The organism is Lentibacter sp. XHP0401, assembly GCF_025751535.1.
In the GTDB taxonomy this organism is placed as follows: domain Bacteria; phylum Pseudomonadota; class Alphaproteobacteria; order Rhodobacterales; family Rhodobacteraceae; genus Lentibacter.
Genome location: NZ_JAOWLC010000004.1, coordinates 76,379 through 101,460 on the forward strand (window position 1 = coordinate 76,379; position 25,082 = coordinate 101,460).

Genomic DNA, 25,082 nt, shown 5'->3' on the forward strand with positions numbered 1-25,082 from the left:
TTAAACAACCTCTAAGCACCAGACGATACCTAAAGAAATGAGTGTTAAAATGAATTCTCCCTTCCGCCCAATTTCCCTGTCAGATGAACACGGCACTTCAATGTCAGATGATGTGTGTATGGCGAATGCACGTCTGGTTCTGGCAGATCAGGTTCTGATGGGGGCTCTACGTATCGAAAACGGGATCATTGCCGAGATTACCGAAGGTGATGCTGTTCCGACGGGTGCCGTTGACTGCAAAGGTGACTTTGTCATGCCTGGACTGGTTGAGTTACACACCGACAATCTTGAGCGTCATATCGAGCCGCGTCCATCGGTTGATTGGCCGCACCGAGCCGCAATTCTGGCGCATGACGCCGAGCTGGCCTCGACAGGGATCACCACCGTTTTTGATGCGCTGCGTGTTGGATCAATCCATGATAGCAAGGCGCGCTATGACGCTTATGCCCGAAACCTTGCCAACGAACTTCTGGAAGTTCGTGCGGCGGGGCATCTGCGGATCAGTCACTTCTTGCACTTGCGAGCCGAGATATGCTCGGAAACATTGTTGGAAGAGATGGCGGGTTTTGGGCCTGATGACCGCATCGGTATTGTTAGCTTAATGGATCACACGCCGGGGCAGCGCCAGTTTCGCGACCTCACGGCGCTTAAAACCTATGTCGCAAAAAAACGCGGTATGTCGGATGATGAATTTGATGCCCATGTTGAAAACCTGAAGAACCTGCAGAGACTTCACGGGATAAAGCATGCTGTTGGCGCGGTCGCTGAAGCAAAACGATATGGTGCGGCTTTGGCGAGCCATGATGATACCACAGCTGATCAGGTGGCGACTTCTTATAGTGTTGGCGCGGGTTTTGCAGAGTTTCCCACAACGTTTGAAGCTGCTGAAGCCTGTCAGAAGCATGGGATCGCTGTGATGATGGGGGCACCCAACATTATTCGCGGTGGGTCGCATTCCGGAAACGTTTCGGCGCTAGATCTTGCCAAAGCCGGATTGCTGGATATTGTCTCGTCCGATTATGTGCCATCGGCCTTATTACTGTCGACTTTTTACTTGTCTGAAGTTTGGAATGATCTGCCACGCGCAGTGGCATGTGCAACGAAAAATCCGGCAATGGCCGCGGGTTTGACTGATCGGGGGTGTCTTGAGCCAGGTATGCGAGGCGATGTCATCCGTGTTGGCCTTTGTGACAGAACTCCACTGCTGCGTGGTGTGTGGAGTAAAGGAGCTCGCGTCGGCTGAATTTGAAGAAATCGTCACGCTTTTCCCACGGGTTTTGGAAGAGGCTTTCAGGCCAGAACCTGCCCGCACAATCGTGAAAGAGTTTTTGTAGCAGTCCAAGCTATTGCGGTATCAACTGGCCAGTCATTACAGCTTGGCTCCCGGATCGATTAAGCCATAAAGTCGGTTCTAAATGACATCCACTAAATCAGACTTTATTAAAGGTGTTACCGGTTACTCGGGATATACTACGTCCAATTACCTGCGCTTGAAATCAATCAACATATTGTAAAAAAACAGAAAAAGTGGCTATATAATTTGAGTTTTAACCTCGGAAGCGCCCAGTCTCGGCTCCAGTGGAAGGACCGTTAAGTGATGATAGATAGTTCGCGAAAGGTCGTTTTCGGGGCACCAATGCTTCCTGATCCGGATCGATTAGCGGCTCTAACAGCAGAAGCGCTGAAAGTGGGATGGTTAACAAATGGTGGCGCTCTGCACTTGAAGCTCGAGAAGGCGCTGTCAGCGAAAGAGGACAAAAATCGCGTGGCATCCCTTGTTTCATCGGGGACAATGGCTCTGATGTTGGCGCTTGGCCTTGGTGATTTGCCACAGGGAGCCGAGGTTATCACCACGCCATTAACGTTTGCTGCGACGTCTCAGGCCATTTACTGGTGCGGCTTGAAACCTGTCTTCGCTGACGTAGATCCAGTGACACTGACTCTTTGCCCGCTGGCCGTTAGGGCAGCTATCACTGCACGAACAGCTGCCATACTACCAGTGCATTTTCTCGGCGTTCCATGTGATGTGCATGCGATCTCTGAAGTGGCGCAGCAACATGATCTCTGGCTTGTTTATGATGCGGCCCATGCGTTTGGTGTAACCTTTGACGACCGACCTATCGGGAGCTTTGGAGATGCCTCGGCATTCTCACTCCACGCGACGAAAATCCTGCACACCGGTGAAGGTGGATATATCACGACCTCACGCAATCAGGCTGCGAATGTACGACAGATGCGAAATTTCGGCATTAAAGCTGGCCGAGCTGTTGGCAAAGGCCTAAATGGCAAAATGTCGGAATTGAATGCCGCGATGGGTTTGTCCCTGCTGCCTGATTTACCAGCCGAACTTGCCGCGCGACGCGCACTACGCAAAACCTATAATGGATTGTTTAGAGAAATCTCGGGAATAGAAATTCACGGCACCCGACCAGGGGCCAGCGAAAGCTTGGGGTTCTATGCCCTACGCATGCCATCTGCACTGAGAGAGAAATCTTATCATGCCTTGCTGCAAGAACGTATATTTGCCCGGGATCACTTTCCTTTGTTATGTGGTCCAGACACATTTTGGCCTGACTCGCCCGTGGTAACGGCCAATGGCAGATCGCCTGTTGCGCCCTGCGTAGGATCAGAAATCATTTGCCTACCGTTTCACGGCCGGATCACGCAAACAGATGCCACGCAGATCGCAACCATTATCGCGGAAGCGGTGGACAACAGAAGAAGGGGTTGAGATGATATCGACCGACCAATTAGGCGAAATCGCAGTTTTCGGCGCACGCGGCCACAGCATGCTTATCATAAAGGGAATGGAAGAATACTGGCGTGGAAATGTCAAAGTCCGCGTTCTTATTGATGATATCGAAAACGGCTTCACCCATCCGGTCATGGGCATTCCAGTGATATCGTCAGAACAGCGGCTGCGCGACTATCCCGACCTTCCGGTCTTATTGACCCCGGGCAGTGGCACCACCCGAGAAGCTGCTGCTGCGCGTCTCGCAGAAGAGGGTGCAGTTATCGCGACAGCGACCTGCCCCAAACAATATTGGGTTGACCCGGCCGTGCATTTTGGCCCGGGTTGTGTTGTCGGCCCCTATGTCCGTCTAGGGCCAAACATCCGGATCGGAAAAGGAGTGCAGGTTCTTTCCACGTTAGTGGCACACGATGTCGAGATAGGCGATTTTAGCACACTCAATGTCAACTCATCTGTGCTTGGTCACGTCGTGATCGGGCGAAACGTTAATATCGCCCCAAATGCGGTTATAGGAAATGGTACAAGAGACAAGCCATTGCGGATTGGAGACGGGGCCGTGATTGGCACAGGTGCGGTCATCACTCGAGATGTCGGACCCGGCGCGCGCATGGTCGGAAACCCTGCTATGTCGGTAGAACGCTGGAAGAAGTTCAGCCGTTGGCTGGACACCCAGCAATGAGACTGAGCAACTCGTCGACATAACGGGGGAAACTTGCTCCCTTTTGAACTTTCTTGCGTATGTTGCGCCGGGACGCGGGCGTATTCGAGAAAGCCTTTGCAAGTGCTACGTTCACGAATGCCTCTTTGTCACCTTTTGGCACAAAGCTTCCGACTCCATCGGTAAATCCGATCAAGCCAATATCCGCCTTATAGCCAACGAATGGTGTTCCGACCGCAGCCGCGTGAATAGCGGTCGCGGGCCCCGGGTCCTGCCGCGAGGTCAGTAAATACACATCTGCAGCCCGATACCATGCAAGGCTATTTGAAACAAACCCCGGTAGCTGAATATCGAGCCCCTCAGCTAGCGCTTCGTCCGCCAGCCCTTGCGCCCAAGAGTCGAGCGCGCCCAACCAAACAAAACGTGCGTCAGTTGCTGTGCGCTTAATTGCGAATGCAGCCTGTAAGAAAAGATCGAACCCTTTGCGCCTATCGGCGTGTCCTGCCCCGATGAACACTGGCCTCTCTCTATCCTCACACACCCTTAGCCGCACCTGCCTAAACGCGTCCAACGATGTTTGGGGCAACACGATCCCAGGTCGAATTTGTTCGACGTCGTGAAATTCAAGAGCCAATGTCTTCGCCATGCGGGGCATGGAAGCGACCAGCTTAGCGCCCGCACTTTGGGCTTCGTGCAGATCCGATAGTAGCCCATGTTCCCTCACGAAGTCCGCCATTTCGTGTATTAGGACAAGACAGCGCAACCCAGTTGTCGCCAAGGTGGTGGCCAGCGACGCGACGACAGATGTATTGAGCAATGCGGGAGTATCCAGTGGCAATGCCGATACCAATCCTGCTTCGTCCCAGCCCTCCTCAAGTATAAAGGTTGGCCCAAGTTGCTTAAATTCAGGCAGAAGCGGACCTGCATTTCGAAGGAAAAACATTGGTTCCCAGTTCCGTGCAGTTAAAGCGCGCGCGATATCCAGTGTGAGAATAGGAACCCCTGCTGCCTGCGCATCATGCGAGACCAGCAGAACAGGTCGCGCCATTCCTGCCACCGCTTGCTCCATCGCTTCGCGCGAAACTTTTCTATCCTTGGGCTCGGGGCAAGGTAGATAACCGTTCGCCCGTCCCTTGGTGACGTAATGGCGAAAAGGGTGGCTCGATCCTAGTGTCATATAACAACGGTTGTAAAACTCTGCGTTGAACCCAGACGAAGGCGAACGTTTCTCGGCATCACCATGATTTATAAAATGGCTCATCGGAGAAATCCCGGCCTCCGCGACATCAGGATACCGTCTCAGATATTCCGTGGGAGACATTAGCGGATGCGGACTCCGCCAATGCCCTTGCTTTTCGTGCGCCAAGTAATCATCAAAAGCGGTCGGCGAACCCCGCGATGCCCAGTCGGGATACTGCGATTTATAATATTTCGTGTCGAAATAGGGTGTCGGATTCAAGCCAAGCCGATCGCCGGTGCACCGGTAATGTTCCATCGGATCGGCCACTGGACCAGACAATTGCTGCCTATAGAATTTTTCATCCATGCGCGAAGACCACCTAACTACAATTCACCATGTGAAAGCGCCTCCCGAACCTCGCGATTACTTTTTGCTGTCAAACGGTAGCGCCGGTATAGTCCGCTAGACTCGGGCGCAACGCGGATAATTTGATGACCGGTGGAGTTACAAACGACACCGAACAGTCTCTCGATAGCATGGGCAATGGTTCCATCAACCTGCCCTTCCTCGGGTGGAAAGTGGCTGGCCTCTAGCTTTAAATCGAGCAGTGGGCGCAATGCTTTGGTCCGCGCCCAGAACATCGAACCGGCAGGGAAAATCAGATTTAAATCATCTGGGAGCCCGGTTTTTAAGTTCATCCGTTCCATAAGCTCCGTCGCAAGCGCTAAATTATCTCCCCAATGTGCCGCATCAAGGATTCTCTTATAAGTTACTGGTGCGACCATCCCCAGGTTAGGTAAGGCCTCAAAGAGCGACAAAATTCGCTGCACGTTGTCTTGGTCCGGCAGCAAACATGCGAGACTGTGATCTAGCCACTCATCGAGCTTATCCGAGTGGCTGGATTTTTTCCCGTGAAGGTGAAGAATGATATCATGATTTTCATAAGCCTGCGAAAATCCGAAAAGCTTAGGATAAATGTCTCTCCCGCGGTTCGGAAATACGGTTACAACGGCTTCGGGGAAATAAGTCGATATGATCGCGGCCTTTTGCGAGGTGTCTGTCGAAATATAGACGCGAGTCTGGTTCTCCAAGCTTCGTGAAAGCTTTTCGCGAAACAACGGTGCCAGTTCTGGATAGAAGAGATGAAGGAATACACCCAATGGACGCTTGGTCGAAGTAGGGTTTCTCTTCGGCCAAAGCGCAAGATGTCGTTTTTGATGATCGCGTGAAAAGCCTTCTGGGCTGTGGGGAAAAAGGGGGCGGTTCTCGTTTGCCCTAATGAGATGCTGAGCCTCGTTGGACTTCTCGGCGCTGAATGCCAGAGGATGTGTTTCCACCGCCGCAGCTTCAATAACCCGCCTGGCTTTCTCGCAAAGCAAAATCATCGGTTCAGCAATGTCGCTAAAGTTCTCGGCCATAGCGAACGATTGAGCTTTGCGGTGATCGGGCATTAATGCATGCACGAGACCTTTACACGCTTCAGACTGGGGGGGCGTCACCTTGAGTTGGGTGAAATTACTTTTATTTGAAACAATCTGGCCTATCCGCAGAATTGCACGAGCAGATCTAATCATTGCCGCCTTAACGGCCATTTTATCGGGTGTAGAAGTCGCATCCCCTAATTGTAACGTTACACTTAGGCTCTGCGTGTTTCCTTTTGAAGCGATGACCTTTCGCCATTGCTCAGCATCAGTGCCATCGGAACAATCAAGATCATGCAGGGTAATGTTCTGGTTGGAACATTGGGTGCCAATCTCGTTCGCCTGTTTCGGGATACTCCTGGCCAATATTGGCTCGGCAAAATTGTCTGCTAAAAGATGCTGTATCGCAGCGTCAGCAAGTGTTCGAGCACGTGCATCAAAACCGTATGCTTCCCTTACTGGTCTTGCGATGGCATGGCGATCAGCCAAAGACCGTTCCTTGGTTTCCAAATGGTTCAATTCACTTGAAATCCTCCTGAAATCCACCTGAATAAGGCCGTGAAGTGACGGATCGTTAAACCCCTCAACAATATCGGACACAACCCTTGCTCCACAGGCCATAGCGTCAAAGCTTCGATTGCTCATGAAACCGAGTTGGGCCATCGTAGGCATGTGACTATTCAAGACAATGCGCGCGCCCGCATAGACTTGTGCCAGTTCAGGGCTTGAAAGGCGTTCGCCTTGAAAGTGGCCTGACGGCAAGACATCATCCCACCCTGCACCCCAAACGTGGATGTCTACGCCTTGAGCAATTGCCCTCAAGATATTCGTCCTGGGCGCTCTAGACGCTCGGTTGCCAACAAAAACAATTTCATGTGACGACGTCCCACCTTCGGCTGCATCAACCTTGAACAGATCGGTGTCGGTCGCCTGAGGCAGATAGAACGCATTAACGCCTAGATCTCGATATGTGCTGACCAGCAACTGCGAAGCAAAATATACAGATTGAAATCGTCGTAAACGGGCCAGAGGTGTGAAGTTCGGAGGGCTGATCATCCAAAGCATATTTGGAACATTTGGGACCGGTTCGTCCAAATGCGGACCAACAATACGAAGAACGACATCGTTTACGCCGGTAAGCCTTGGGCTTTCGGTGCGGTAGAACAGCTCGGCATTGTGCCCCTGTCCTTCCAGCGCTCGGATCAGGGCTTTGGCATAGGCAAATTCACCCCAACCCTCAGCTCGTGATCGGCTTGCGTTGAGGCCAATATGCAGACTCAATGAGAGGGATTGTTTGGTCATTCTTTAAGATCACTGAAAGCAGCATAAAGCTTCATCGCAAGATTGAGCGGCAGAGCAGCAGAGTTTTGGGCGTGTAGACAGTCACAATACAGTCGATAACCCTCATGCGTTCGAATGATTTCGGAAAACTTTTCTTGATGCCAAGCGCAGGCCTTCTCGTGAAGAACCTCGATTCCGGGCAGTCTTTTCAAGTGCGATATCTCTGAGGCAAGTGCTTCATCCCAAACAGAAATCGCAGAATTTTCCACCGTGTTAAAGTTACGTTCAATCCAATAGTTCAGATCGATCAGTTTTATACGACTGTTTGCGAGGCCCCTAGAAGTTTTTACAAGGAAACTCTCAACAGATCTTAGCGAGTAATGATTCAACTCAATGAGTTGACGTCCTACGTTCATTTCCGGCAGAGCAATCTGATTATCACGCTCGGAAAATCGATCTGGTAGCCTGTTGCCGGCTCCATCAATCCAAACTGGCAACTTTTGTTCTTGCCTTCGCTTTGGTCTGTGAATTCCACATTTCCGAAACTTGTGAGGGCGGAAAATTGTCTTGAAAAAGCGTCCAGCAATCGGGTGATACAGATTTGGAGGTGCCGATCTCATGAATTGCCCAGTGACTGGCAAATCCACGAATGCATTGCATCCATTTGCGCCGAACAATCGCCACGGCATTACAAGAGCATCGCTCTCCTCCGGTATCGCTGAAAGTACATCTGCAAACCGGTGTTCACCAACATGAATTACCGGATACTCATCAATATCCGTAAACATGACCCAATCATATTGATCTGTCAGTCGTTCCTTGGAAACCCTTTTGATAGCTTGCCACTGCACGCTCTCGCCACTCTGCACTTTGTGATCGATATGTCTGACGATTCCGTGACTTTCCAATTTTGACAAAAGCAGATCACTTCCGTCATCGCAATCGTTGCTGAAAATAAGAAAATCAGTAACGCCAATCAGCCTATGGTATGCGATCCATTCCAATAGAAACGGGCCTTCGTTCCGTAAGCATGTTATCGAAAGTAGCTTCATGGTTCAGCGCCCAAAATTATTGCCTCGAACTCGAGGTTAGATACACCTGCCAGTCATAGCAACTGCATGGTTCCGCTCTGCTCGCATTCAAGCTGCGCGTGACTTGTCCGAGGTTTACAAGTCAGCCTAAAAGGGGCGCAAAAAACAGCCCTGAGAGTATCAAAAATAATGCGCCAAGTGCCAGGTTGAATCCGTGCTGCCACGCCGGCGCAGCCGAAAGGCCAAGGTATCGGGCGAGGATAATCCGCGCTTTTTGCCATGCCAGCAGCAGAACAACGAGACCTGAGGCTGTAGGCCAATGGCTGCCGGTTTCCGGAAGCGACAATAGCGTCGATGCGATGCTAAGTCCGATTAGGGAAACCCATGCGGTATGAAGTGCCTTGTTTGTCATTGCAGCAGATATATGACTGGAAACAGCAGCACCCAGACCAAATCAACCATGTGCCAGAAAGCAACTGCGTCTGCGGTCGTGCCTTCGTGGTCTCGCCAGGCGACCACGAGCAACAGCAAGACACCCGCGATAACATGTGCCGCGTGAAAGCCTGTCAACATGTAATAGAAGTTGAAAAACGGGTGGGTGTCCCAAACAATACCGCTGGCGGATTTTGCCAGAAATTCGGAGCCTTTGATCCATAGGAAAACACTCCCCAACACAGCCGCCCCGACCAGTGCCAGCCGCCGTCTGGCACGCTCGGCTGGCCGCGTCCAATGGCAAGCGAGTGCCGCCAGATAGCCGCTGGTGATAAGGATGACCGTGTTTATGCCTGCTCCCGTTCGGTCCAGCATATTCTGGGCCTCGGCAAACCCTTCAGGGTCGGTCAAGCGGACTGAAAGGAACACGATCAACCCGACCCCGAAGACAAGTATTTCGCTGACGATCAGCACCCAGATCAACAACTCGCCGGGGAGTTCGTCGAATATATTTTCGGAACCCGAAGTCACACAGCGACCGCATGTCGGGTTGTGCCCTGTTGCAGGTAAGCATCAAAGACAGAAGCAATGACACGGATAAGCGGCGCGCCTTTTTCCGATACCGTAAGCTGGCCGTTCCGGTAGGAGACCAGCCCGTCGGATTGCAGGCGGCGCATGTCGTCTGAATGGTCGAAATACCATCCGTCCTGTGCTGCGTATTTGCGGCCCGCCTCGATCAGGTCGACCGTGCCAACACACATAAGCTGCTCAATCACATGGCTGCGCAGCTTGTCGTCGCGGCTGAATGCAACGCCTTTGCCCACGGGCAACTCGCCTGCCTCAATGGCGCGTGTCCACGCACCGGTTTCCGAGATGTTCTGCACATAGCCCGACGGGGTGCGCCCGATTGATGTTGTGCCGACTCCGAGCATGGTCTCGGCCGGATCGGTTGTATATCCCTGAAAATTGCGCCGCAAATTTCCGGCTTTGGCTGCTTTGGTCATACTATCCGAGGGCAAGGCGAAATGGTCGAGCCCGATAGGCACATAACCCACTGCCTCAAGCGCCTGTGCGGCGGCATTTGCCTGTGCAAGACGAGCATCAGCGCCGGGCAGGGCGGCCTCGTCGATCAATCTTTGTTTCTTGGCCATCCATGGCACATGCGCATACCCGAAAAGGGCAATGCGATCGGGGCGCATTTCTGCACATATTTTAATTGTCTCAAGCAATGTTTCGACCGTTTGGTGGGGCAGGCCATAAATCAGGTCAAAGTTTATGTTGCTTACGCCCGCACCGCGCAATCCGTTGACGGACCTCTCAACCATGTCGGGCGGCTGAATGCGGTTGATTGCTTTCTGAACCTTCGGATCAAACTCCTGCACACCGAAGCTGGCCCGATTGAAGCCCAGACGGCCAATCCGCTGGATCATTTCGGCCGTCAAAGTGCGCGGGTCACTTTCAATCGCCAGTTCTGCCTCGGGTGTGACATTGAAATGAGCCCGCACTGTATCCATCGCGCGCTCCAGATCGTCGGGCACAAGTGCTGTCGGCGTGCCGCCACCCCAATGCAGGTGCGAGACATCCATGCGGGCGGGTAAGTGCTCTGACAAAAGCCCGATTTCTTTGACGAGGGTTTTGGCATATTGCGCGACAGGTGCTTCGCGCGTGGCAAGTTTCATGTTGCAACCGCAATACCAGCACAGCTCGCGGCAGTAGGGGACATGCAGATAGAGTGATACGGGCGTAGCAACGTCGAGAGCCGACAGCCAGTTTCGGTAGCTATCGCTGTCGATTGAGGTGGAGAAATGCGGCGCTGTCGGATAGCTGGTGTAGCGCGGCACATTGCGGCTCATGTAGTGTTTGAATGTGTCTGTCATTTTGAAGCGGCTTTCTGTTTTTGCGCGGCGCTGACGGGGGGCCATGACTTGCAGCATTTGAAGGTGGGCAAGGACACGAACACAATTGTGTCACGCCCGCATTTGCTCGACATTCGAAGCTCAAAGGCCCCTGCGATTGCGCCAACACCACGAGCGACGATATTGGGGGTATTTGTCATTAGCGGGCGGAACATTCTTGTTTCTTCTTGATACCATTCATCCGTTGGCTGAAGATTTAGGTAATTCACCGCGAAAAGACTTTGCGTAAGATCAAACTTCCGAACCGCAAGGAAACAAACCTCGTCGCTGGTAGTTTCGGTGAAACCCCACTATCAACTGGCTATCTGGAGCCTTAGGAATACCCGCAGTGTCTTTAAAACTGGACGAAAGCTTGCTCGCACCACTGCCACTCTTCTCCTTGCTGGAGCGTGGCCAGATCAGGGCGATTCTGGACCAGGCTGTCAGCCGCAGGGCCGATGCGGAAACTGTTGTCTTTGGTGAAGGTGAAACGGCGGAACGGTTCTATCTATTGCTCGACGGAACGATCCGCGTTGTTAAAGTGACACCGGATGGCGAGCAGGTCACTTCGTTGCATATCCCCGCCGGAGAACTGTTCGGAATCGCCCCGGCACTTGGTCGTGACACCTATCCTGCCACGGCAGTGACGGCTTCGGAATCCTTGTTCCTATCTTGGCCAATATCTTTGTGGCACGGTTTCATCGCGGACTATCCGGGCTTTGCCACCCAGACATATAAAACCGTGGGCGCACGCGTAAACGAGATGAACAACCGCATTGTCGAGATGTCGACACAACATGTAGAGCAACGTATTGCCCGTGCTCTTCTGAGGCTGGTCAACCAGTCGGGGCGGCGCACTGATGCAGGCATCGAGATCAGTTTTCCGATCACGCGGCAGGATGTTTCGGAAATGACAGGGACAACGCTTCACACCGTCAGCCGACTTCTCAGCGCTTGGGAAAAGGACGGGCTTGTAAACAGCAAGCGCAAGAAAATCGTGGTTTGTGATCCGCACCGTCTGGTCGTTCTTGGCGGCACCTGATCACGTGCCTATGGCGTCATGCAACTCGGCGCGAAAAATCTGTTCGTCCAACTCATACTCGTGACAGGCATCGTTAACAGTGTGAAACGGGCTTACCATACAGCCGACACATAACATCTGGTGGTGCAGGAAAACGGCGATCGTCTCCGGCCAGATCGACATGAGCTCATCGAGGGGCATGTCAGGATCGTCAAAGCGATGTCGTGTCATGGTCAGCTCCTTTCTGCCCCATCTGTTTAGGCGCTAAAATCGCTTTGAACCTTGCGCAAACACAAACTTGGCATCATTGCCGCCTGTTATTGCCGCCTTCATAACACTTGAATGGAGGGCTGAGGGATGGCCGAAATCCTGACAAAGTCACGGGCGCGCAATATTTTTTACGCAGGATCATTGTTCTTCGTAGCCATATTTATTGTGCTGACCGTGCATTCACATCGATACATCGTGAACGTCTCAACCGCTGGCATGCCACTGAGCGAAGAGGTCATTCACGGAAAGCACATCTGGGAGCGCAATTCCTGCATCAACTGTCATTCACTGCATGGCGAAGGGGCGTATTTCGCACCTGAAGTCGGCAATGTGATGACGCGCTGGGGTGTTCAGGATGATCCCGAAGCCGCCGCTGAAGTTTTGGGTGGCTGGATGGCCAGCCAGCCTAGCGGCATCGAGGGGCGCCGACAAATGCCTCTGTTCGAACTGACTGACGAAGAAGTCCGCGCTTTGGCCGAGTTTTTACGCTGGGCTGACCAGACAGACACACAGGGCTGGCCGCCCAATGAAGCGGGTTAAGGAGAACACGCCATGAAATATGAAACACAAAGAGTGGCCTACTGGTATTTTCTTGCAGCAATGGCGCTGTTTGGAATTCAGGTTCTGGGCGGTCTGATCGCCGGGTGGATTTACGTCTCGCCCAATTTTCTGTCCGAAATTCTACCGTTCAATATCATACGGATGATCCATACAAATGCGCTGATCGTCTGGCTGCTGCTGGGCTTTTTCGGTGCCGCCTATTTTCTCGTCCCCGAAGAGGCCGAGCGAGAGATCTATTCGGTTAAGCTGGCTTATCTACAGCTGATCATTCTGTTGGTTGGCACGTTGGGCGCTGTGGGGTCTTACCTTGTCGGCATCCACGGCGGGCGCGAGTTTCTGGAACAACCGCTCTGGGTCAAATTCGGCATCCTTGTGGCCGCACTGATCTTCCTGTTCAACATTTCGATGACATCGCTTGCAGGCAAGAAAACTGCAATCACCAACGTCTTGTTGATGGGGCTTTGGCTGTTGTCCCTGCTCTGGGTCTTTGCCTTCTTCAACCCAAGCAACCTTTCGCTGGATAAAATGTATTGGTGGTTCGTTGTTCATCTCTGGGTCGAGGCGACCTGGGAGTTGGTCATGGCCGCAATCCTTGCGTTCCTGTTGCTCAAGCTGACAGGAGTGGACCGTGAAGTGGTCGAGAAATGGCTCTATGTCATCGTCGCAACCGCGCTCTTCTCGGGCATTCTCGGCACAGGACATCACTTCTACTGGATCGGCTTGCCGGGCTACTGGCAGTGGATAGGTTCGATCTTCTCGACCTTCGAGGTGATCCCCTTCTTCCTGATGATGTCCTTTGCTTTCGTCATGGTCTGGAAGGGTCGCCGCAACCACCCCAATAAGGCTGCGCTTTTGTGGTCATTGGGGTCCAGCACTGTGGCTTTCTTCGGCGCGGGCGTCTGGGGCTTCCTCCATACACTGCACGGGGTCAACTTCTACAGTCACGGCACGCAGATTACGGCGGCCCATGGCCACCTTGCCTTCTACGGCGCTTATGTGGCTCTGAACCTCGCGATCTTCACCTACGCTTTCCCGATCTTGCGTGAACGCGTGCCATATAACCAAGTGCTCAACATGGCTTCGTTCTGGTTGATGACGGGCGGTATGGCCTTCATGACCTTCGTGCTGACATTTGCGGGCACCATCCAGACCCACATGCAACGCGTTATCGGAGACTACTACATGGACGTGCAAGACAGTCTGTCGATCTTCTATCTGATGCGCTTTGGTGCGGGTCTTTGTGTGGTTATCGGCGCACTCTTGTTCATCTATTCCATGCTGGTCGTCCGCAAACGCGAGATCATCGAGCCGGGCTCTGCAAACCCTGCTCCGGGTGAATAACCATGAACGATATGACACAGCACCCCAAAGTTCCGCACTACCTCCCTACAGGACAGGAATGCGCGCTGTTCGAAACAGCACAAAACAACCGTTTGCCCCTTCTTCTGAAGGGGCCGACGGGCTGCGGCAAAACCCGTTTTGTCGAACACATAGCAGCCAAGACGGGCCGCAAGCTCTATACCGTTGCCTGTCACGACGATCTGTCGGCTGCGGATTTGATCGGCCGTTACCTGTTGAAAGGCGGCGAGACCGAATGGGTCGATGGGCCGCTGACACGTGCGGTGCGCGAAGGCGCGATCTGCTACCTCGACGAAATCGTCGAGGCGCGCAAGGATGTGACCGTGGTGCTGCATCCGCTGACAGATAACCGTCGCACGCTGATGATTGACCGCACAGGCGAGGAGCTGCGCGCCCCTGAAAGCTTCATGCTGGTTGCCTCTTATAACCCAGGTTATCAGAATATTCTCAAACGGCTCAAACCCTCCACCCGTCAGCGCTTTCTGTCGATCAGCTTCGATTTCCCGAATGCACAAATCGAGGCTGAAGTGGTCGCACAGGAAAGTGGGATCGACGGATCGCGTGCTGCGGGTCTGGTCCGTTTGGGGGGCGCAATCCGCCGGCTGTCGGGGATGGACCTCGAGGAGGGTGTCTCTACCCGTCTGCTGATTTATGCGGCAACGCTGATTAACGGCGGGATGTCTTTTGATCATGCGATCGAGGCCGCCATTATCGAGCCGCTGAGCGATGACGCAGACATTCAACTGGCCCTGCGCGACCTGGTCGCCACAACATTCGGATAGGCGCCATGGCCCTTCATCCCCTTGATCTCATGGAGCCCGAAGAAACCGTTGGCAAACTCTGGCATGATATGGCCGAGGGGATGGGGGCTGATGTGCGATATCCCGAGGCCGCCGTGGCGCTTGGAGACGTGCGCACCAGCCTCGCCGTTTTGTTTCGCGCGCTCGGCGGCATGTCGGGGGTCGAGCTGTCCGAGGCCTCTGCCCAGTTGGTGCAGCACCGTCGCAGTTTGCGCCGTCGGGTGGCGACAGAGCGGGACAAAACCTATATCGCCAGTTTTGACGGAAGTAGTCTGCGCCTGCCGCCTGTCATGGATTGCTTTAACGATCCGGCTTTGAACCGCGCCGCTTATTTCTGGCTGACGGCACTGGCCGCCTCGGTCGATCTTGAGGCGAGCCCTTTGCCTTCGCCCGAGCTTGATTCATATGCGTTCGACACCCTGCAAATCGCGTTGAATGCTCAAGCCAGCGATGCCGCGTTCGCACGCTGCCCGGGCCTGCAAGACTCCTATACCGCGATGGCTCATTTATGCGTGGCGTTGCGCCCCGCCCAAATACTTCCCGCTGCCGAGGCTGCGATCGAATGCGCCATTCGCAACCAGCTTAACGGGACTTGTAACATCTCGCCTTCACCGGAAGCGAGGCGGGGATACGCGCCATTTCAGCCTGTGCCGATCTGGTTGCGTTTCGTGGCCCCCACGGCAGATGGTGTGGCGGCAGAGGCTGCCGAGACTGATGCGCCGCCTCCTGCCGCGGCGACCACCAAGCGAAAGCTGGGGTTGCGCAAAGACCGGGGCGAGGCAAACCGCAAGGACAGCTTTATCCTGCACCGGTTTGAGTCAATTCTGTCGTGGGTCGAGTCGATGAACCTGAACCGCTCGGTCGACGATGATGATGACGAAAACGCCCGGAAAGCGGCTGACGATCAGGACAATATAACCCTGTCCAAGGTAGATAAACGCGCTGCTACGCGGTTGCGCCTGCATCTTGATCTGTCGCCCGCGGATGCCGATCACGAGGCGCTTGCGTCAGAATTCACCTATAACGAATGGAACCACCAAAGCCGAAGCTACATGACGGATCATTGCCGCGTTCTGGAAGCCCCTCCGCAAGAGACCGGTGCTGTATTCGTTCCGGATCAAAACCGCATCCGCGAGGTGCGCCGTCAGTTCGAGGCCTTGCGTCCGCGTCGCATCCTGCGCCCGCGTCAGATTGACGGACCGGAACTGGACCTTGATGCGCTGATTGCAAGCCGTGCAGAAATTGCAGCAACCGGACAGGGCAGCGACCGCATCTGGCAGGCAACCCGTCAGATCGAACGCGATCTGGCTGTGGCATTCCTGATCGACACATCACGCTCGACCGAAGCTGCCGTGGGCGAAACCTCGGTGATCGACGTGGCACGCGACACACTTGCCGCCCTGGCAGGTGGGATTGATGCAGCGGGCGACCGCTTTGGCATCTGGGGATTTTCCTCGCTCAAGCGCGACCGTGTTCTTGTGACTCGCTGCAAGGGCTTTGACGCGCCTATGTCATCTGAAGTCACACAGAGCATCGGCGCGCTGCGGCCCAGCCACTATACGCGTCTTGGCGCTGCTATCCGTCATGTCAGCGGGCATCTGGCCAATGAGGCAGCGGCCCGCAAACTGTTGATCGTTCTGACCGATGGCAAACCCAACGATCTCGACCATTACGAAGGTCAGCATGGCATCGAAGACAGCCATATGGCCGTGCGTGAAGCCCGTCGCGCGGGACAAACACTGCATGGTGTTATCATAGACGAGGACGGGCAGGACTGGTTTGCCCGCATCTTCGGGCGGGGCGGATTTTCCTTGCTGCCCAATCCTGCGCGCCTGACGCGCGCGCTGCCCGACATTTACCGTCAGCTTACACGGGAGACCTGACATGAAGCTTTTTTCAATTCTCGGCATCATAACTCTGGCACTGCCGGTTTCGGCCCTTGCCGAAGCCTTCGATCGCCCGATTCCTCAGGCACAATCCGCAACAGCGGAATTTTGGTATGCATTTGCCTGTATCGCGCTTGTTCTCGCTCTGGTGGCGATGGCCCGATTGGTCGCGCGCCGATGACGCAGGAGGGTTGGCCCACACGCAAAATTGCATTGGCGCTTTACCCCTTCGCAGCGGGGGCCATGGCGACAAACGTCTTTTTCGCTTCGCTCATCGGCACATGGGTTGGCCTGCCAGTGGTTTCTACCGGCTGGTCGATAGTATTCGGAGCGATTATCGGTGTGCCGGCGACATGGGCCTTTGCCCGCCATATTCGCACCCTGATGGACAGATCCCAAACGTAACGATGCTGAACCACGGTGCGAAGCGGGTCGACAATGATGATGGTCAGGCCGGAGATCCGGCCTGACTCGAAATGTGGCGGCTCAGCTGCGCCCGGACAGCATGGGCAGGGTCATAGCGCTTGCGTAATCCCGTGCGTTCGCCAGATAGGCGTCATAGCTTTCACGCACGCGGGCCACATCGGCGCTTGCCGTTGTCAGCTCGTCCTGCACTTCCAGCCAAGCCGTCCGCATTGCTGCAACGATATCATCGCTAAAGGCGCGGAAATCGACACCGTCGGCGCGCAGAGCAGTCATTGCCTGAGCGTTGTGGTAGTCAAAATTCGCGTGGTTTTCCAAAGCGGCGGCGTAGGCCGCGTTTTCGCAGATGCTTTGCAGGTCAGGCGACAGCTCTGCCCAGGCATCCTTGTTGAAGACAATAGACAGCCCGGCGCCAGGTTCGGTCAGGGCGGGCAGATAGCACAGCTTGGTGACCTTTTGCAGACCAAAGGCCTGATCCAGCATCGGACCAACCCATTCGGCGGCATCAATCGCGCCGGATTGCAGCGCCTGAAAGATTTCGGGCGGAGGCATAAGCACAGCGTTCACGCCCATTTTACGGAACACTTCGCCGCCTAAACCGGCAATGCGCATATTGAGACCTTTTAGGTCATCCACACTGTTGATTTCCTTTTTGAACCAGCCACCCGATTGTGTGCCCGAGTTGCCGCAATAAAACGGCACCAGACCGCGCTCTGCATAAATGTCATCCCAGATTGCCTGTCCGCCACCGTATTTCAGCCATGCGACCTGTTCGCTTGCAGTCATGCCGAAGGGCACGGCGGTAAACCAGTGCAGCGCCGGGTTTTTGCCCGCGGCGTAGTAGGTTGGCCCGTGGCCCACTGGCGCATTGCCCTGTTGCACCGCGTCTTCAACCGCGAAGGGCGGTACCAACTCACCGGCGCCGAACACCTTGAAGCTGAGGCGCCCATCGGACATGGCGGCGACTTTTTCCGCAAAGTTCACTACGTTGGAGCCTACGCCCGGTGCGTTCTTCGGGAATGCTGTCGGCAGGTTCCATTCGATTTTGCCTTGTGCAATGGCGGGGCTGGCAAGCGCGCCAGCGGCAGCCGTGAGGCCCACGCCCGAGGCGAGGAAAGTTCTGCGTTTCATGGTTGATATCCTTCTCCCAGTTTGAAAAATTGAAAAGCGTTAGCTCCCAAAGACAACACTTGGCAGCCATGTGGCAAGCGCCGGAAAGGCAATCAGCAAACAAAGCCCGAGCAGTTGCAGCCCTACAAAGGGAGCAACCCCCATATAAATGTCGCTCGTTGTGATATCGCGCGGCGCTGTCGAACGGAAATAGAACAGGGCAAAGCCGAAAGGCGGCGTCAGAAAACTGGTTTGCAGGTTCATCGCCAGCAAGACGCCAAACCAAACCGGCGAAATATCACCGCCCAGCACCGGCGGGCCAAGCAATGGCACGACGATATAGATGATCTCGATCGCCTCAAGGATGAAACCGAGCAGAAAGACCACCATCATGACCAGCGCCAGCGCGCCCCATGTGCCACCGGGTACAACTGCCATTGCCTCCATCACCATCTCTTCGCCGCCAAACCCGCGAAAGACCAAGGCCAACATCGAGGCCGCAACCACGATGCCGAAAACCATGCCCGAGATGCGTAGCGTATCCCCCACGGCCTCTTGTAACATGCCGCTGGTCCAGAGGCGTGAGGCCGCAACAATCACCCCGAGCACAAACAGCACTGCAAGCCCTGCTGCCAGCACACCCAGGCTGGCCGCTTCGGTGCGGGAGTCGCTGAACAGGCGCAGTGCCATCAGCGCGAATGCCGCGGCAACAGAGCACAGGACGAGGGCACGCCCGCTTCCGGATACGCCGCTGCGGTATCCCGCCAGCATCAATGCGCCGATTGCCCCCAGTCCTGCGGCCTCGGTGGTTGTGGCGATCCCGCCAAGGATTGATCCGAGCACCGACAGGATCAGCAACAAAGGAGGTGCAAAACTAGACAGGATTTCCGAACGGTCTACCGGTTTGGTGGCGACAGGCGGAACAGCGTCGCGCGCCGATGGGCGCAGCCGCATAAATATATAGAGTCCGTATAGCCCCACCAGCATTAGCCCGGGCAACAGGGCTCCGGCAAAAAGGTCACCCACCGAAACTGGATCAGGGGCAAAATTTCCGGCCTTTTGTTGGGCTTCCAGATAGGTGTTGCCGATCTGATCGCCAAGCAGAACCAAGAGGATCGAGGGTGGAATGATCTGCCCCAAAGTGCCGCTGCTACAGATGATCCCTGCCGACAACCTCTTTGGAATGCCTGCCTCGCGCATGGTCGGCAAAGCTATCAGCACCAGCATAACCACAGTGGCGCCGACAATTCCTGTTGAGGCGGCAATGATGGCCGAAAAGGCCAGAACCGAGAGTGCCATACCGCGCGCCGTCCCCCCCAACATCCGTCCCAGAACATCCAGCATGCTTTCGGCGAGGCGCGATTTTTCGAGCAGCACGCCCATCAGGACAAACAGCGGCACGGCCATCAGCAGCGGATTGGACATCACGCCGTATACCCGTGCCGGGAAGAAGTTAAGGAAGCTAAGGTCGAACGCGCCCGTCAGGCTGCCAATGACGGCCATCACCAAAGGCACCCCTGCAATCGCCAGCATCGCTGGAATGCCACTTAGGATACCGGCAAAGAGGGCCACAATCATGGCGATAATGTAAAATTCATGTGCGATCATTGGGTCACCAACCGTGGGTCAAGAAGCACGGCAATGCCCTGCAAGATCATGAGAACACCCGCAAAGGGCAGCATGGTCTTCACGAGGAATACGCCCCCCAATCCACCGGTCTCTATCGCCCCTTCAAGAATTTTCCAGCTGTAAGCCAGATCGGGTAACCAGGCCCATACCATAAGGCCGAAGACTGGGATCAGAAACAGCACCAAAGCAGCCATATCCACAGCGCGAACATACCCTGCGGGCATCCGCTCGGACAAAACCTCGACACGGACATGACCGCCCCTTCGCAAACAAAAGGGCAGCGAAAGGATCATCGACACGGCAAAGGCATAGCCGGCAAGGTTTTGCAGCCTGACAAATCCGGTATCAAACCCAAATCGCAAGATCACAGTGCCCAGAACGGCACCGGCCAACACCACACAAGCGGTGGCGCAAATCCATGTGGTGATCCGGTCAAGCCAGTGGCAGACTGATAAAAAGCCGCTTCGCATCTGCCCTCCATACACAATTCTGTGTCACCCTTGGTGCGGCAAGGGGCATTTGACACGCGACAAGATCAGGAAATGTTATCCCGTAAGCGTGCAATGCACGCAAGTCCGGAAATGCTATCGGTTTCAAAGCTTTCTAGCAACTGGGATATACAAAAGACTTCTGCGTTTCATCGGGTTTGTGATGCCCGTCTGCCACCGCCTTCAAGCGGCAAGCAGCCTGTGTTGCTTGCCTGTCCGGTTAAGGCCGCAAGGCTTGCAGGCAAAAACCGACGCGGCGCTGAATGGGACAGGTTCGAATTGATTATGGAACCAAGCTCGCGCCCTTCATGTTGTTCTCGGAAGGAAGTTCAGAGAATGGTATTTTCACGCATAAAAACCCGTTGGAGAAGTGCACGCGGAGTGACCGTCTCCCCAAGGATGGTGTGATTTTCGAAGCCGGCAGCTTGAAGGCGGGCATGATTTTTCGTTGATGACCTCGGCGGGAAACTCAAGTACGGGATCGACATGGCAAACGGCACGGCCCCGTCGGGCGCTGGTTATGTGATTGCCGGATTTGGTGAAAATTGCAGAATGACATGCGCATCGGCAGATAAGTGGGCCGAGGGTGTCTTGCGTCGCACAAAACTGATCAGGTTAAAAAACCGACAGCTTTTGACAAGTCCTCTCGAAAAAGGGCGTGGCTGCGCAGCCTCGCCTTGGGGTCTGAAACGCGTAGCAAATATGAAGGGTGCAGCGTGATCAACACTGGCAGGCCTGACCTGCTTGTCTCAACTCCGCCACGACGTGACAGAATATCTTTTCCGCTTCCTGTAAGGCTTTCTGTGGCACTGGCCCCCATGGCAAGGATCAGCTTCGGATTGATCTGGTCGATTTCCGCATCCAGCCATCCTCGGCAATGATCAATCTCTGAGCTGACAGGGCGCTGGTGAATGCGCCGCCGACCACGAGCCGTGAACTTGAAATGTTTGACCGCATTCGTGACATATGCGTCGCTCCGGTTCAGCCCTACCTCGCTCGCGATTGCATCAAACACTTTCCCGGCAGGGCCGACAAAAGGATGCCCGCACAGGTCCTCATCGTCTCCGGGTTGTTCTCCGACAATCATCAGTGCCGCATTGCTCGGGCCTTCGCCAGCAACAGCCTGCGTGGCAGTGCGATGCAACGGACAGCGGGTGCAGGCAGAAATAGCGGCGGGCAACGCCTCTCTGGGGCCGTCCCATGCAGAGTTACAGTTGCTCAATTGCGCTTGAACCTGTGACATTCGCGCTGGCGGTAGGGTTGGTGCGGCTTCGGCCATGCTGCGGGCGCGGGCAGGGGCGCCGGCAATCATGTCCGGAATCGCAGCGGCCTCTGGCATGTTTTCCCAATATTTTTTCGGCATTTCCGACTGCATCGCTTTGACCTTAAGGCGCGCCGGATTGAAAATGTTACGGAAATAAGTAATCCAAAGCTGCTCTCCTGCATCCTCGGGCAAGTCGGGCTTCAAATGCCCTTCCTGAAAAGACAGCGTGCCGTTTTCGAATATCGCGGAGACATCGGGTGTCAGGATGCGCCAGTCCATATCGCTGAACCTGCGCACGAAAAAGTCGGCGGTCGGCTCGACAGTGTTGTGAGTTGGTTCAAACCACGCGGCAAAGCTGCGCCTGCCAGTGTGCGATGTGCCGATTTCGCGAAAGCGGACAAATGCCTTCATCTTGTGCTGGCAGCGCCGCACATTTCTCTCCATTTGGCGCAACCTTGACAAGTCCGTATCACCACGATCCGACATCAGATGCGGGTCATCTTTCAGCCGCCACAAAAACGCATAGAGCCTCGCGAAACGTTCAGGATCGCTATGCCAGACAACGGTTTGCGCCAAAGTTACGAAGCTTTGCGGAACAGAGACTTGCCCGCGAGGAGCAAGCTTGGTTTGTGTGGTGAACAAATCAGGGCTGGATGCGTAATCTCCCCATAGTATCTGATCTGGCGGCACGCCCGCTGACAAAAACCTGCGCGCGTCCTTCCGCCATGCGCTTGCCGCTCCGATACTCGGGATGTTCGCGTGGTGCATTACAACAGAACCAACTGCTCGGGGGGCGGCGTAAACCGTGCCCTCAGATCGGCACTGTCGATCAAACCACGAGGAGACCATCCGCCCGCAGTGATAAAGACCCGCGCTTTTTTCATCGACGCGCCGATACGCAGCAAATCCTCGTATCGCAATGTGCGATACCGCCGTGTCGCCAGAATACGGTTCACGGTTTTCACACCAAACCCCGGCACACGTAGCAACATCTCCCGGCTGGCACGGTTCACATCCAGAGGAAACATCTCACGGTGAACCAAGGCCCAGGCGAGTTTCGGGTCAATCTCCAGATCAAGATTACCATCCTGCGTAACAGATGTGATTTCATCCAGTTGAAAGTCGTAGAACCGTAGCAGCCAATCAGCCTGATACAGCCGGTGTTCACGTTGCAACGGCGGACGGATGAGCGGCAGTTTTGATGAGCTGTCCGGAATGGGCGAAAAGGCTGAATAGTAAACACGCTTCAGTTTGTAGCTTGAATAAAGCCGCGTGGATTGCCCCAACACGGTTGCGTCATTTGAGCCGTCGGCGCCGATGATCATCTGCGTTGATTGCCCCGCAGGCGCAAACCGTGGCGGCCGCTTGCCGCTGAACGACTTGTCTCTGCCTGCATCCTTGCGCAAGCGCACATCGGCCATGGCTTTGCGAATCTGCTCTGGCTTCTTTTCGGGCGCATATTGCTGAACGGCGGCATCGGTTGGCAGCTCCACATTGATTGACAGCCGATCAGCCAGAAGTCCTGCCTCGGCAATCAGCTCGGGTGCAGCATCAGGGATGGTTTTCAGGTGGATATAGCCGCGAAAGTTCTCGTCGTGCCGCAGTTTCCGGGCGATCTGCACCATGTCCGACATGGTTGCATCAGGGGAGCGGATGACACCCGATGACAGAAACAGACCTTCAATGTAATTGCGGCGGTAAAACTCAACCGTAAGCCTAACCACTTCTTCCACGGTGAAACGCGCACGCGCCACGTTGGAGGACACCCGGTTGATGCAATAGCTGCAATCGTAGATGCAGAAATTGGTCATCAATATTTTCAGCAGGCTGATGCAGCGCCCGTCGGGAGTGTAGGCATGGCAAATGCCGCTACCTTCGTTGGACCCAAGGCCCTTTCCATCGCGGGAGTGGCGCCGTGTCGATCCGGACGAGGCGCATGATGCATCGTATTTCGCCGCATCACTTAGAATCGCCAGTTTTTGATCAAGAGTATGTTTCACCATACGTTCACTATATGTTCTCGCCCTGGCGATGTCACTAAATTATGCTGATCGCAGGGGCCGGTGCGTATTGGGCCACGGCTATGGGCGGACAACATCGTGATGAGAGCCGTATATTTACCCGCTTTGGCCGATGGGCTTAAGGAGACATGACATGAAAGCAATTTTGCTCTGGCTGCTAGGTGTCCCGATTTGGATTATAATCCTTCTGGCACTGTTCGCCTAAGTTTGAAAATGGGAAAGGCCGCCTTTCTAAAGCGCGGCCTTTCGGTTGCTTTCAGCATTACGATTTTGAATCGTTTTGATCAGGATCCGCTCCCACTTCCGGTTTGCTGAGATACGGGACAACGGCCAGAATGATCAGGACAATAGCCACCGAGAGCACAGCGGTTGCCTCCAGCCCAAGGCCCGCGAGCACGCCGATTGCAGCAGTTACCCAGATGTTTGCAGCCGTTGTCAGCCCTTCCACCTGATGTTGCGCCGTGCGCACAATGATAGCTCCCGCACCCAGAAAGCCGATCCCCTGCACGATCCCCTGTAACACACGTGACATATCTTCTATCGGCATACCGCTTTGCAGCGGGCCTATCACGAAAAGTGCCGCCCCAACTGCGACAAGCATATGGGTTCGCACGCCTGCGCTTCGCGCCTTGCGCTCCCGTTCATAGCCGAGAATACCCCCAAGGATTGCCGCCAGTGTCAGGCGGATAAAAATAAGTGTGATCGTGGCAATGTCGGGAATGTCGGAAAATTCCCTGACCGTTGCGGCCCATATGTCCTGCCCCATAGTTTCCTCTCCTCCCGACGGTTCAGATCGAAAGGTAGTGTATGATGTGTCCTTGGTCCATCGGGAAGCTGGCCGATCAGCCGCGCAAGGCGGGCAGGCCGACACCGGTGCTTTCAAAGCCTCCGTCCGCCGCGATAACCTGACCCGTCACATAGCTGGCTTTATCGGAGCATAAAAAAGTAATCACCTCGGCCAACTCCTGCTCCGAGCCATAGCGGTTCAGCGGAATGGTGTCGTGATAGGCTGCGATGATTTCGGGAGTATGGACGGCCATGGCCAGTTTTGTGCGCACGGGCCCCGGACACACGCAGTTTGCACGAATGCCATATTCCCCTAACTCTGCCGCCTGTTGCTTGGTCAGATGGATGACCGCAGCTTTTGAAGTGCCGTAAGCCACCCTGAGTGTCGATCCGCGCAAGCCGCTGATGGATGCGATGTTCACCAACGCGCCTTTTGTTTTCCTGAGCGCGGGCGTCGTGGCCTGTGACACCAGAAAAACCCCGTCAAGATTGGTTTCCATGATCCTGCGCCAATCGGCATAGCTGGTTTTCTCCAACGGACGAAAATCGGCGACGCCGGCGTTATTCACGACCGCGTCAATGCGCCCGAAATCCTCGAGAACTGCGTCTACCATTTGGTCCACATCGTCGGGGCGCGATACATCAAACTCATAGGGGCGGGCCTGATTGAACTGCTTGACTGCAAGGTTCAGCTCGTCGGCATCACGATCAACCATCGCAACCAGCCAACCCTGTTCTATGAACAGTGCAGTCGTTGCCAGCCCGATACCACGGGCCGCTCCTGTCACAAGTGCTACTTTCTGGCTCATATCAT

At 54.8% G+C, this 25,082-nt stretch carries 24 protein-coding genes; 11 read left to right on the forward strand and 13 right to left on the reverse strand.

Annotated elements, in window-relative coordinates; translation table 11 throughout:
- The first annotated feature begins 49 nt into the window (after positions 1 to 49).
- From OE750_RS06700 to OE750_RS18160, 3 genes are all read left to right on the forward strand, one after another.
- A complete protein-coding gene (locus OE750_RS06700) occupies positions 50 to 1,243 on the forward strand; it encodes an alpha-D-ribose 1-methylphosphonate 5-triphosphate diphosphatase (protein WP_412176206.1) in 1,194 nt (397 codons plus the stop codon).
- 393 nt (positions 1,244 to 1,636) lie between these two features.
- Complete coding sequence (locus OE750_RS06705) at positions 1,637 to 2,731, forward strand: DegT/DnrJ/EryC1/StrS family aminotransferase (RefSeq protein ID WP_263762791.1); 1,095 nt, start codon at positions 1,637 to 1,639, stop codon at positions 2,729 to 2,731.
- A 1-nt stretch (position 2,732) separates the two neighbouring features.
- A complete protein-coding gene (locus OE750_RS18160) occupies positions 2,733 to 3,431 on the forward strand; it encodes an acetyltransferase (RefSeq protein WP_318527983.1) in 699 nt (232 codons plus the stop codon).
- On the opposite strand, the gene OE750_RS06720 is transcribed toward OE750_RS18160, so the two are convergent.
- From OE750_RS06720 to hemN, 5 genes are all read right to left on the reverse strand, one after another.
- Positions 3,403 to 4,956: a glycosyltransferase gene (locus OE750_RS06720; RefSeq protein WP_263762793.1), complete on the reverse strand. Its 1,554-nt coding sequence runs from the start codon at positions 4,954 to 4,956 to the stop codon at positions 3,403 to 3,405. The genes OE750_RS18160 and OE750_RS06720 overlap by 29 nt on opposite strands.
- A gap of 17 nt (positions 4,957 to 4,973) precedes the next feature.
- Entirely contained in the window at positions 4,974 to 7,313 is a 2,340-nt protein-coding gene (locus OE750_RS06725; protein WP_263762795.1) for a rhamnan synthesis F family protein, read from the reverse strand.
- A complete protein-coding gene (locus OE750_RS06730; RefSeq protein WP_263762797.1) occupies positions 7,310 to 8,344 on the reverse strand; it encodes a glycosyltransferase family 2 protein in 1,035 nt (344 codons plus the stop codon). The genes OE750_RS06725 and OE750_RS06730 overlap by 4 nt, the downstream gene beginning before the upstream one ends.
- 387 nt (positions 8,345 to 8,731) lie before the next feature.
- Positions 8,732 to 9,286 (reverse strand): cytochrome c oxidase subunit 3, encoded by a 555-nt coding sequence (locus OE750_RS06735; protein WP_263762799.1) that lies wholly within the window; start codon positions 9,284 to 9,286, stop codon positions 8,732 to 8,734.
- Positions 9,283 to 10,632, reverse strand: a complete 1,350-nt coding sequence (gene hemN, locus OE750_RS06740; protein WP_263762801.1) for an oxygen-independent coproporphyrinogen III oxidase — start codon at positions 10,630 to 10,632, stop codon at positions 9,283 to 9,285. The genes OE750_RS06735 and hemN overlap by 4 nt, the downstream gene beginning before the upstream one ends.
- 367 nt (positions 10,633 to 10,999) lie before the next feature.
- Between hemN and OE750_RS06745 the strand changes: the two genes are divergently transcribed.
- Positions 11,000 to 11,692: a Crp/Fnr family transcriptional regulator gene (locus OE750_RS06745; RefSeq protein WP_263762803.1), complete on the forward strand. Its 693-nt coding sequence runs from the start codon at positions 11,000 to 11,002 to the stop codon at positions 11,690 to 11,692.
- On the opposite strand, the gene OE750_RS06750 is transcribed toward OE750_RS06745, so the two are convergent.
- The gene (locus OE750_RS06750) at positions 11,693 to 11,902 is read right to left on the reverse strand and encodes a DUF1858 domain-containing protein (protein ID WP_263762805.1); all 210 of its coding nucleotides are present in this window, start codon (positions 11,900 to 11,902) and stop codon (positions 11,693 to 11,695) included.
- 126 nt (positions 11,903 to 12,028) lie between these two features.
- Here OE750_RS06750 and OE750_RS06755 point away from each other — a divergent pair, with 126 nt between their 5' ends.
- The 6 genes from OE750_RS06755 to OE750_RS06780 are packed head-to-tail and all read left to right on the forward strand — an operon-like array spanning position 12,029 to position 16,952.
- Positions 12,029 to 12,481: a c-type cytochrome gene (locus OE750_RS06755; protein ID WP_263762806.1), complete on the forward strand. Its 453-nt coding sequence runs from the start codon at positions 12,029 to 12,031 to the stop codon at positions 12,479 to 12,481.
- Positions 12,482 to 12,493: 12 nt separating this feature from the next.
- Positions 12,494 to 13,843 (forward strand): cbb3-type cytochrome c oxidase subunit I, encoded by a 1,350-nt coding sequence (locus tag OE750_RS06760; protein WP_263762808.1) that lies wholly within the window; start codon positions 12,494 to 12,496, stop codon positions 13,841 to 13,843.
- A 2-nt stretch (positions 13,844 to 13,845) separates the two neighbouring features.
- Positions 13,846 to 14,643, forward strand: a complete 798-nt coding sequence (locus OE750_RS06765) for a CbbQ/NirQ/NorQ/GpvN family protein (protein WP_263762810.1) — start codon at positions 13,846 to 13,848, stop codon at positions 14,641 to 14,643.
- A 5-nt stretch (positions 14,644 to 14,648) separates the two neighbouring features.
- A complete protein-coding gene (locus tag OE750_RS06770; RefSeq protein WP_263762812.1) occupies positions 14,649 to 16,544 on the forward strand; it encodes a nitric oxide reductase activation protein NorD in 1,896 nt (631 codons plus the stop codon).
- 1 nt (position 16,545) lies between these two features.
- The gene (locus OE750_RS06775; RefSeq protein WP_263762815.1) at positions 16,546 to 16,728 is read left to right on the forward strand and encodes a protein NnrT; all 183 of its coding nucleotides are present in this window, start codon (positions 16,546 to 16,548) and stop codon (positions 16,726 to 16,728) included.
- Positions 16,725 to 16,952, forward strand: coding sequence for an NnrT protein (locus OE750_RS06780; protein ID WP_263762816.1), 228 nt, complete (start codon positions 16,725 to 16,727; stop codon positions 16,950 to 16,952). Before OE750_RS06775 ends, OE750_RS06780 begins: the two co-directional genes overlap by 4 nt.
- Positions 16,953 to 17,033: 81 nt before the next feature.
- On the opposite strand, the gene OE750_RS06785 is transcribed toward OE750_RS06780, so the two are convergent.
- Genes OE750_RS06785 through OE750_RS06795 form a run of 3 tightly spaced genes read right to left on the reverse strand, consistent with a single transcriptional unit; the run spans position 17,034 to position 20,179 of the window.
- Positions 17,034 to 18,101, reverse strand: coding sequence for a TRAP transporter substrate-binding protein (locus tag OE750_RS06785; protein WP_263762818.1), 1,068 nt, complete (start codon positions 18,099 to 18,101; stop codon positions 17,034 to 17,036).
- Positions 18,102 to 18,140: 39 nt separating this feature from the next.
- Positions 18,141 to 19,688: a TRAP transporter large permease gene (locus OE750_RS06790; RefSeq protein ID WP_263762820.1), complete on the reverse strand. Its 1,548-nt coding sequence runs from the start codon at positions 19,686 to 19,688 to the stop codon at positions 18,141 to 18,143.
- Complete coding sequence (locus OE750_RS06795; protein ID WP_263762823.1) at positions 19,685 to 20,179, reverse strand: TRAP transporter small permease subunit; 495 nt, start codon at positions 20,177 to 20,179, stop codon at positions 19,685 to 19,687. The genes OE750_RS06790 and OE750_RS06795 overlap by 4 nt, the downstream gene beginning before the upstream one ends.
- A gap of 281 nt (positions 20,180 to 20,460) precedes the next feature.
- Here OE750_RS06795 and OE750_RS06800 point away from each other — a divergent pair, with 281 nt between their 5' ends.
- A complete protein-coding gene (locus tag OE750_RS06800; RefSeq protein ID WP_263762825.1) occupies positions 20,461 to 20,649 on the forward strand; it encodes a hypothetical protein in 189 nt (62 codons plus the stop codon).
- A 158-nt stretch (positions 20,650 to 20,807) separates the two neighbouring features.
- Here OE750_RS06800 and OE750_RS06805 read toward each other — a convergent pair whose 3' ends face one another.
- The 4 genes from OE750_RS06805 to OE750_RS06820 form a co-directional block, all read right to left on the reverse strand.
- Positions 20,808 to 22,229 (reverse strand): UdgX family uracil-DNA binding protein, encoded by a 1,422-nt coding sequence (locus OE750_RS06805; RefSeq protein WP_263762826.1) that lies wholly within the window; start codon positions 22,227 to 22,229, stop codon positions 20,808 to 20,810.
- On the reverse strand, positions 22,229 to 23,464 hold the full coding sequence (locus tag OE750_RS06810) for a putative DNA modification/repair radical SAM protein (protein ID WP_263762828.1): 1,236 nt from the start codon (positions 23,462 to 23,464) through the stop codon (positions 22,229 to 22,231). Before OE750_RS06810 ends, OE750_RS06805 begins: the two co-directional genes overlap by 1 nt.
- A 280-nt stretch (positions 23,465 to 23,744) precedes the next feature.
- Positions 23,745 to 24,248 carry an MgtC/SapB family protein gene (locus OE750_RS06815; RefSeq protein WP_263762830.1) on the reverse strand — a complete coding sequence of 168 codons (504 nt, stop codon included), beginning with the start codon at positions 24,246 to 24,248 and terminating at the stop codon, positions 23,745 to 23,747.
- Between the two features lie 76 nt (positions 24,249 to 24,324).
- Positions 24,325 to 25,077, reverse strand: a complete 753-nt coding sequence (locus OE750_RS06820; protein ID WP_263762832.1) for an SDR family NAD(P)-dependent oxidoreductase — start codon at positions 25,075 to 25,077, stop codon at positions 24,325 to 24,327.
- Positions 25,078 to 25,082: the final 5 nt, after the last annotated feature.

Excerpts from the sequence above, each read along its gene's own strand:
- OE750_RS06700 (WP_412176206.1), top strand. The coding sequence starts at position 50 with ATGAATTCTCCCTTCCGCCCAATTTCCCTGTCAGATGAACACGGCACT.
- OE750_RS06705 (WP_263762791.1), top strand. The coding sequence starts at position 1,637 with ATGCTTCCTGATCCGGATCGATTAGCGGCTCTAACAGCAGAAGCGCTG.
- OE750_RS18160 (WP_318527983.1), top strand. The coding sequence starts at position 2,733 with ATGATATCGACCGACCAATTAGGCGAAATCGCAGTTTTCGGCGCACGC.
- OE750_RS06720 (WP_263762793.1), bottom strand. The coding sequence starts at position 4,956 with ATGGATGAAAAATTCTATAGGCAGCAATTGTCTGGTCCAGTGGCCGAT.
- OE750_RS06725 (WP_263762795.1), bottom strand. The coding sequence starts at position 7,313 with ATGACCAAACAATCCCTCTCATTGAGTCTGCATATTGGCCTCAACGCA.
- OE750_RS06730 (WP_263762797.1), bottom strand. The coding sequence starts at position 8,344 with ATGAAGCTACTTTCGATAACATGCTTACGGAACGAAGGCCCGTTTCTA.
- hemN (WP_263762801.1), bottom strand. The coding sequence starts at position 10,632 with ATGACAGACACATTCAAACACTACATGAGCCGCAATGTGCCGCGCTAC.
- OE750_RS06750 (WP_263762805.1), bottom strand. The coding sequence starts at position 11,902 with ATGACACGACATCGCTTTGACGATCCTGACATGCCCCTCGATGAGCTC.
- OE750_RS06755 (WP_263762806.1), top strand. The coding sequence starts at position 12,029 with ATGGCCGAAATCCTGACAAAGTCACGGGCGCGCAATATTTTTTACGCA.
- OE750_RS06760 (WP_263762808.1), top strand. The coding sequence starts at position 12,494 with ATGAAATATGAAACACAAAGAGTGGCCTACTGGTATTTTCTTGCAGCA.
- OE750_RS06765 (WP_263762810.1), top strand. The coding sequence starts at position 13,846 with ATGAACGATATGACACAGCACCCCAAAGTTCCGCACTACCTCCCTACA.
- OE750_RS06770 (WP_263762812.1), top strand. The coding sequence starts at position 14,649 with ATGGCCCTTCATCCCCTTGATCTCATGGAGCCCGAAGAAACCGTTGGC.
- OE750_RS06775 (WP_263762815.1), top strand. The coding sequence starts at position 16,546 with ATGAAGCTTTTTTCAATTCTCGGCATCATAACTCTGGCACTGCCGGTT.
- OE750_RS06780 (WP_263762816.1), top strand. The coding sequence starts at position 16,725 with ATGACGCAGGAGGGTTGGCCCACACGCAAAATTGCATTGGCGCTTTAC.
- OE750_RS06785 (WP_263762818.1), bottom strand. The coding sequence starts at position 18,101 with ATGAAACGCAGAACTTTCCTCGCCTCGGGCGTGGGCCTCACGGCTGCC.
- OE750_RS06790 (WP_263762820.1), bottom strand. The coding sequence starts at position 19,688 with ATGATCGCACATGAATTTTACATTATCGCCATGATTGTGGCCCTCTTT.
- OE750_RS06795 (WP_263762823.1), bottom strand. The coding sequence starts at position 20,179 with ATGCGAAGCGGCTTTTTATCAGTCTGCCACTGGCTTGACCGGATCACC.
- OE750_RS06800 (WP_263762825.1), top strand. The coding sequence starts at position 20,461 with ATGGGACAGGTTCGAATTGATTATGGAACCAAGCTCGCGCCCTTCATG.
- OE750_RS06805 (WP_263762826.1), bottom strand. The coding sequence starts at position 22,229 with ATGCACCACGCGAACATCCCGAGTATCGGAGCGGCAAGCGCATGGCGG.
- OE750_RS06810 (WP_263762828.1), bottom strand. The coding sequence starts at position 23,464 with ATGGTGAAACATACTCTTGATCAAAAACTGGCGATTCTAAGTGATGCG.
- OE750_RS06815 (WP_263762830.1), bottom strand. The coding sequence starts at position 24,248 with ATGGGGCAGGACATATGGGCCGCAACGGTCAGGGAATTTTCCGACATT.
- OE750_RS06820 (WP_263762832.1), bottom strand. The coding sequence starts at position 25,077 with ATGAGCCAGAAAGTAGCACTTGTGACAGGAGCGGCCCGTGGTATCGGG.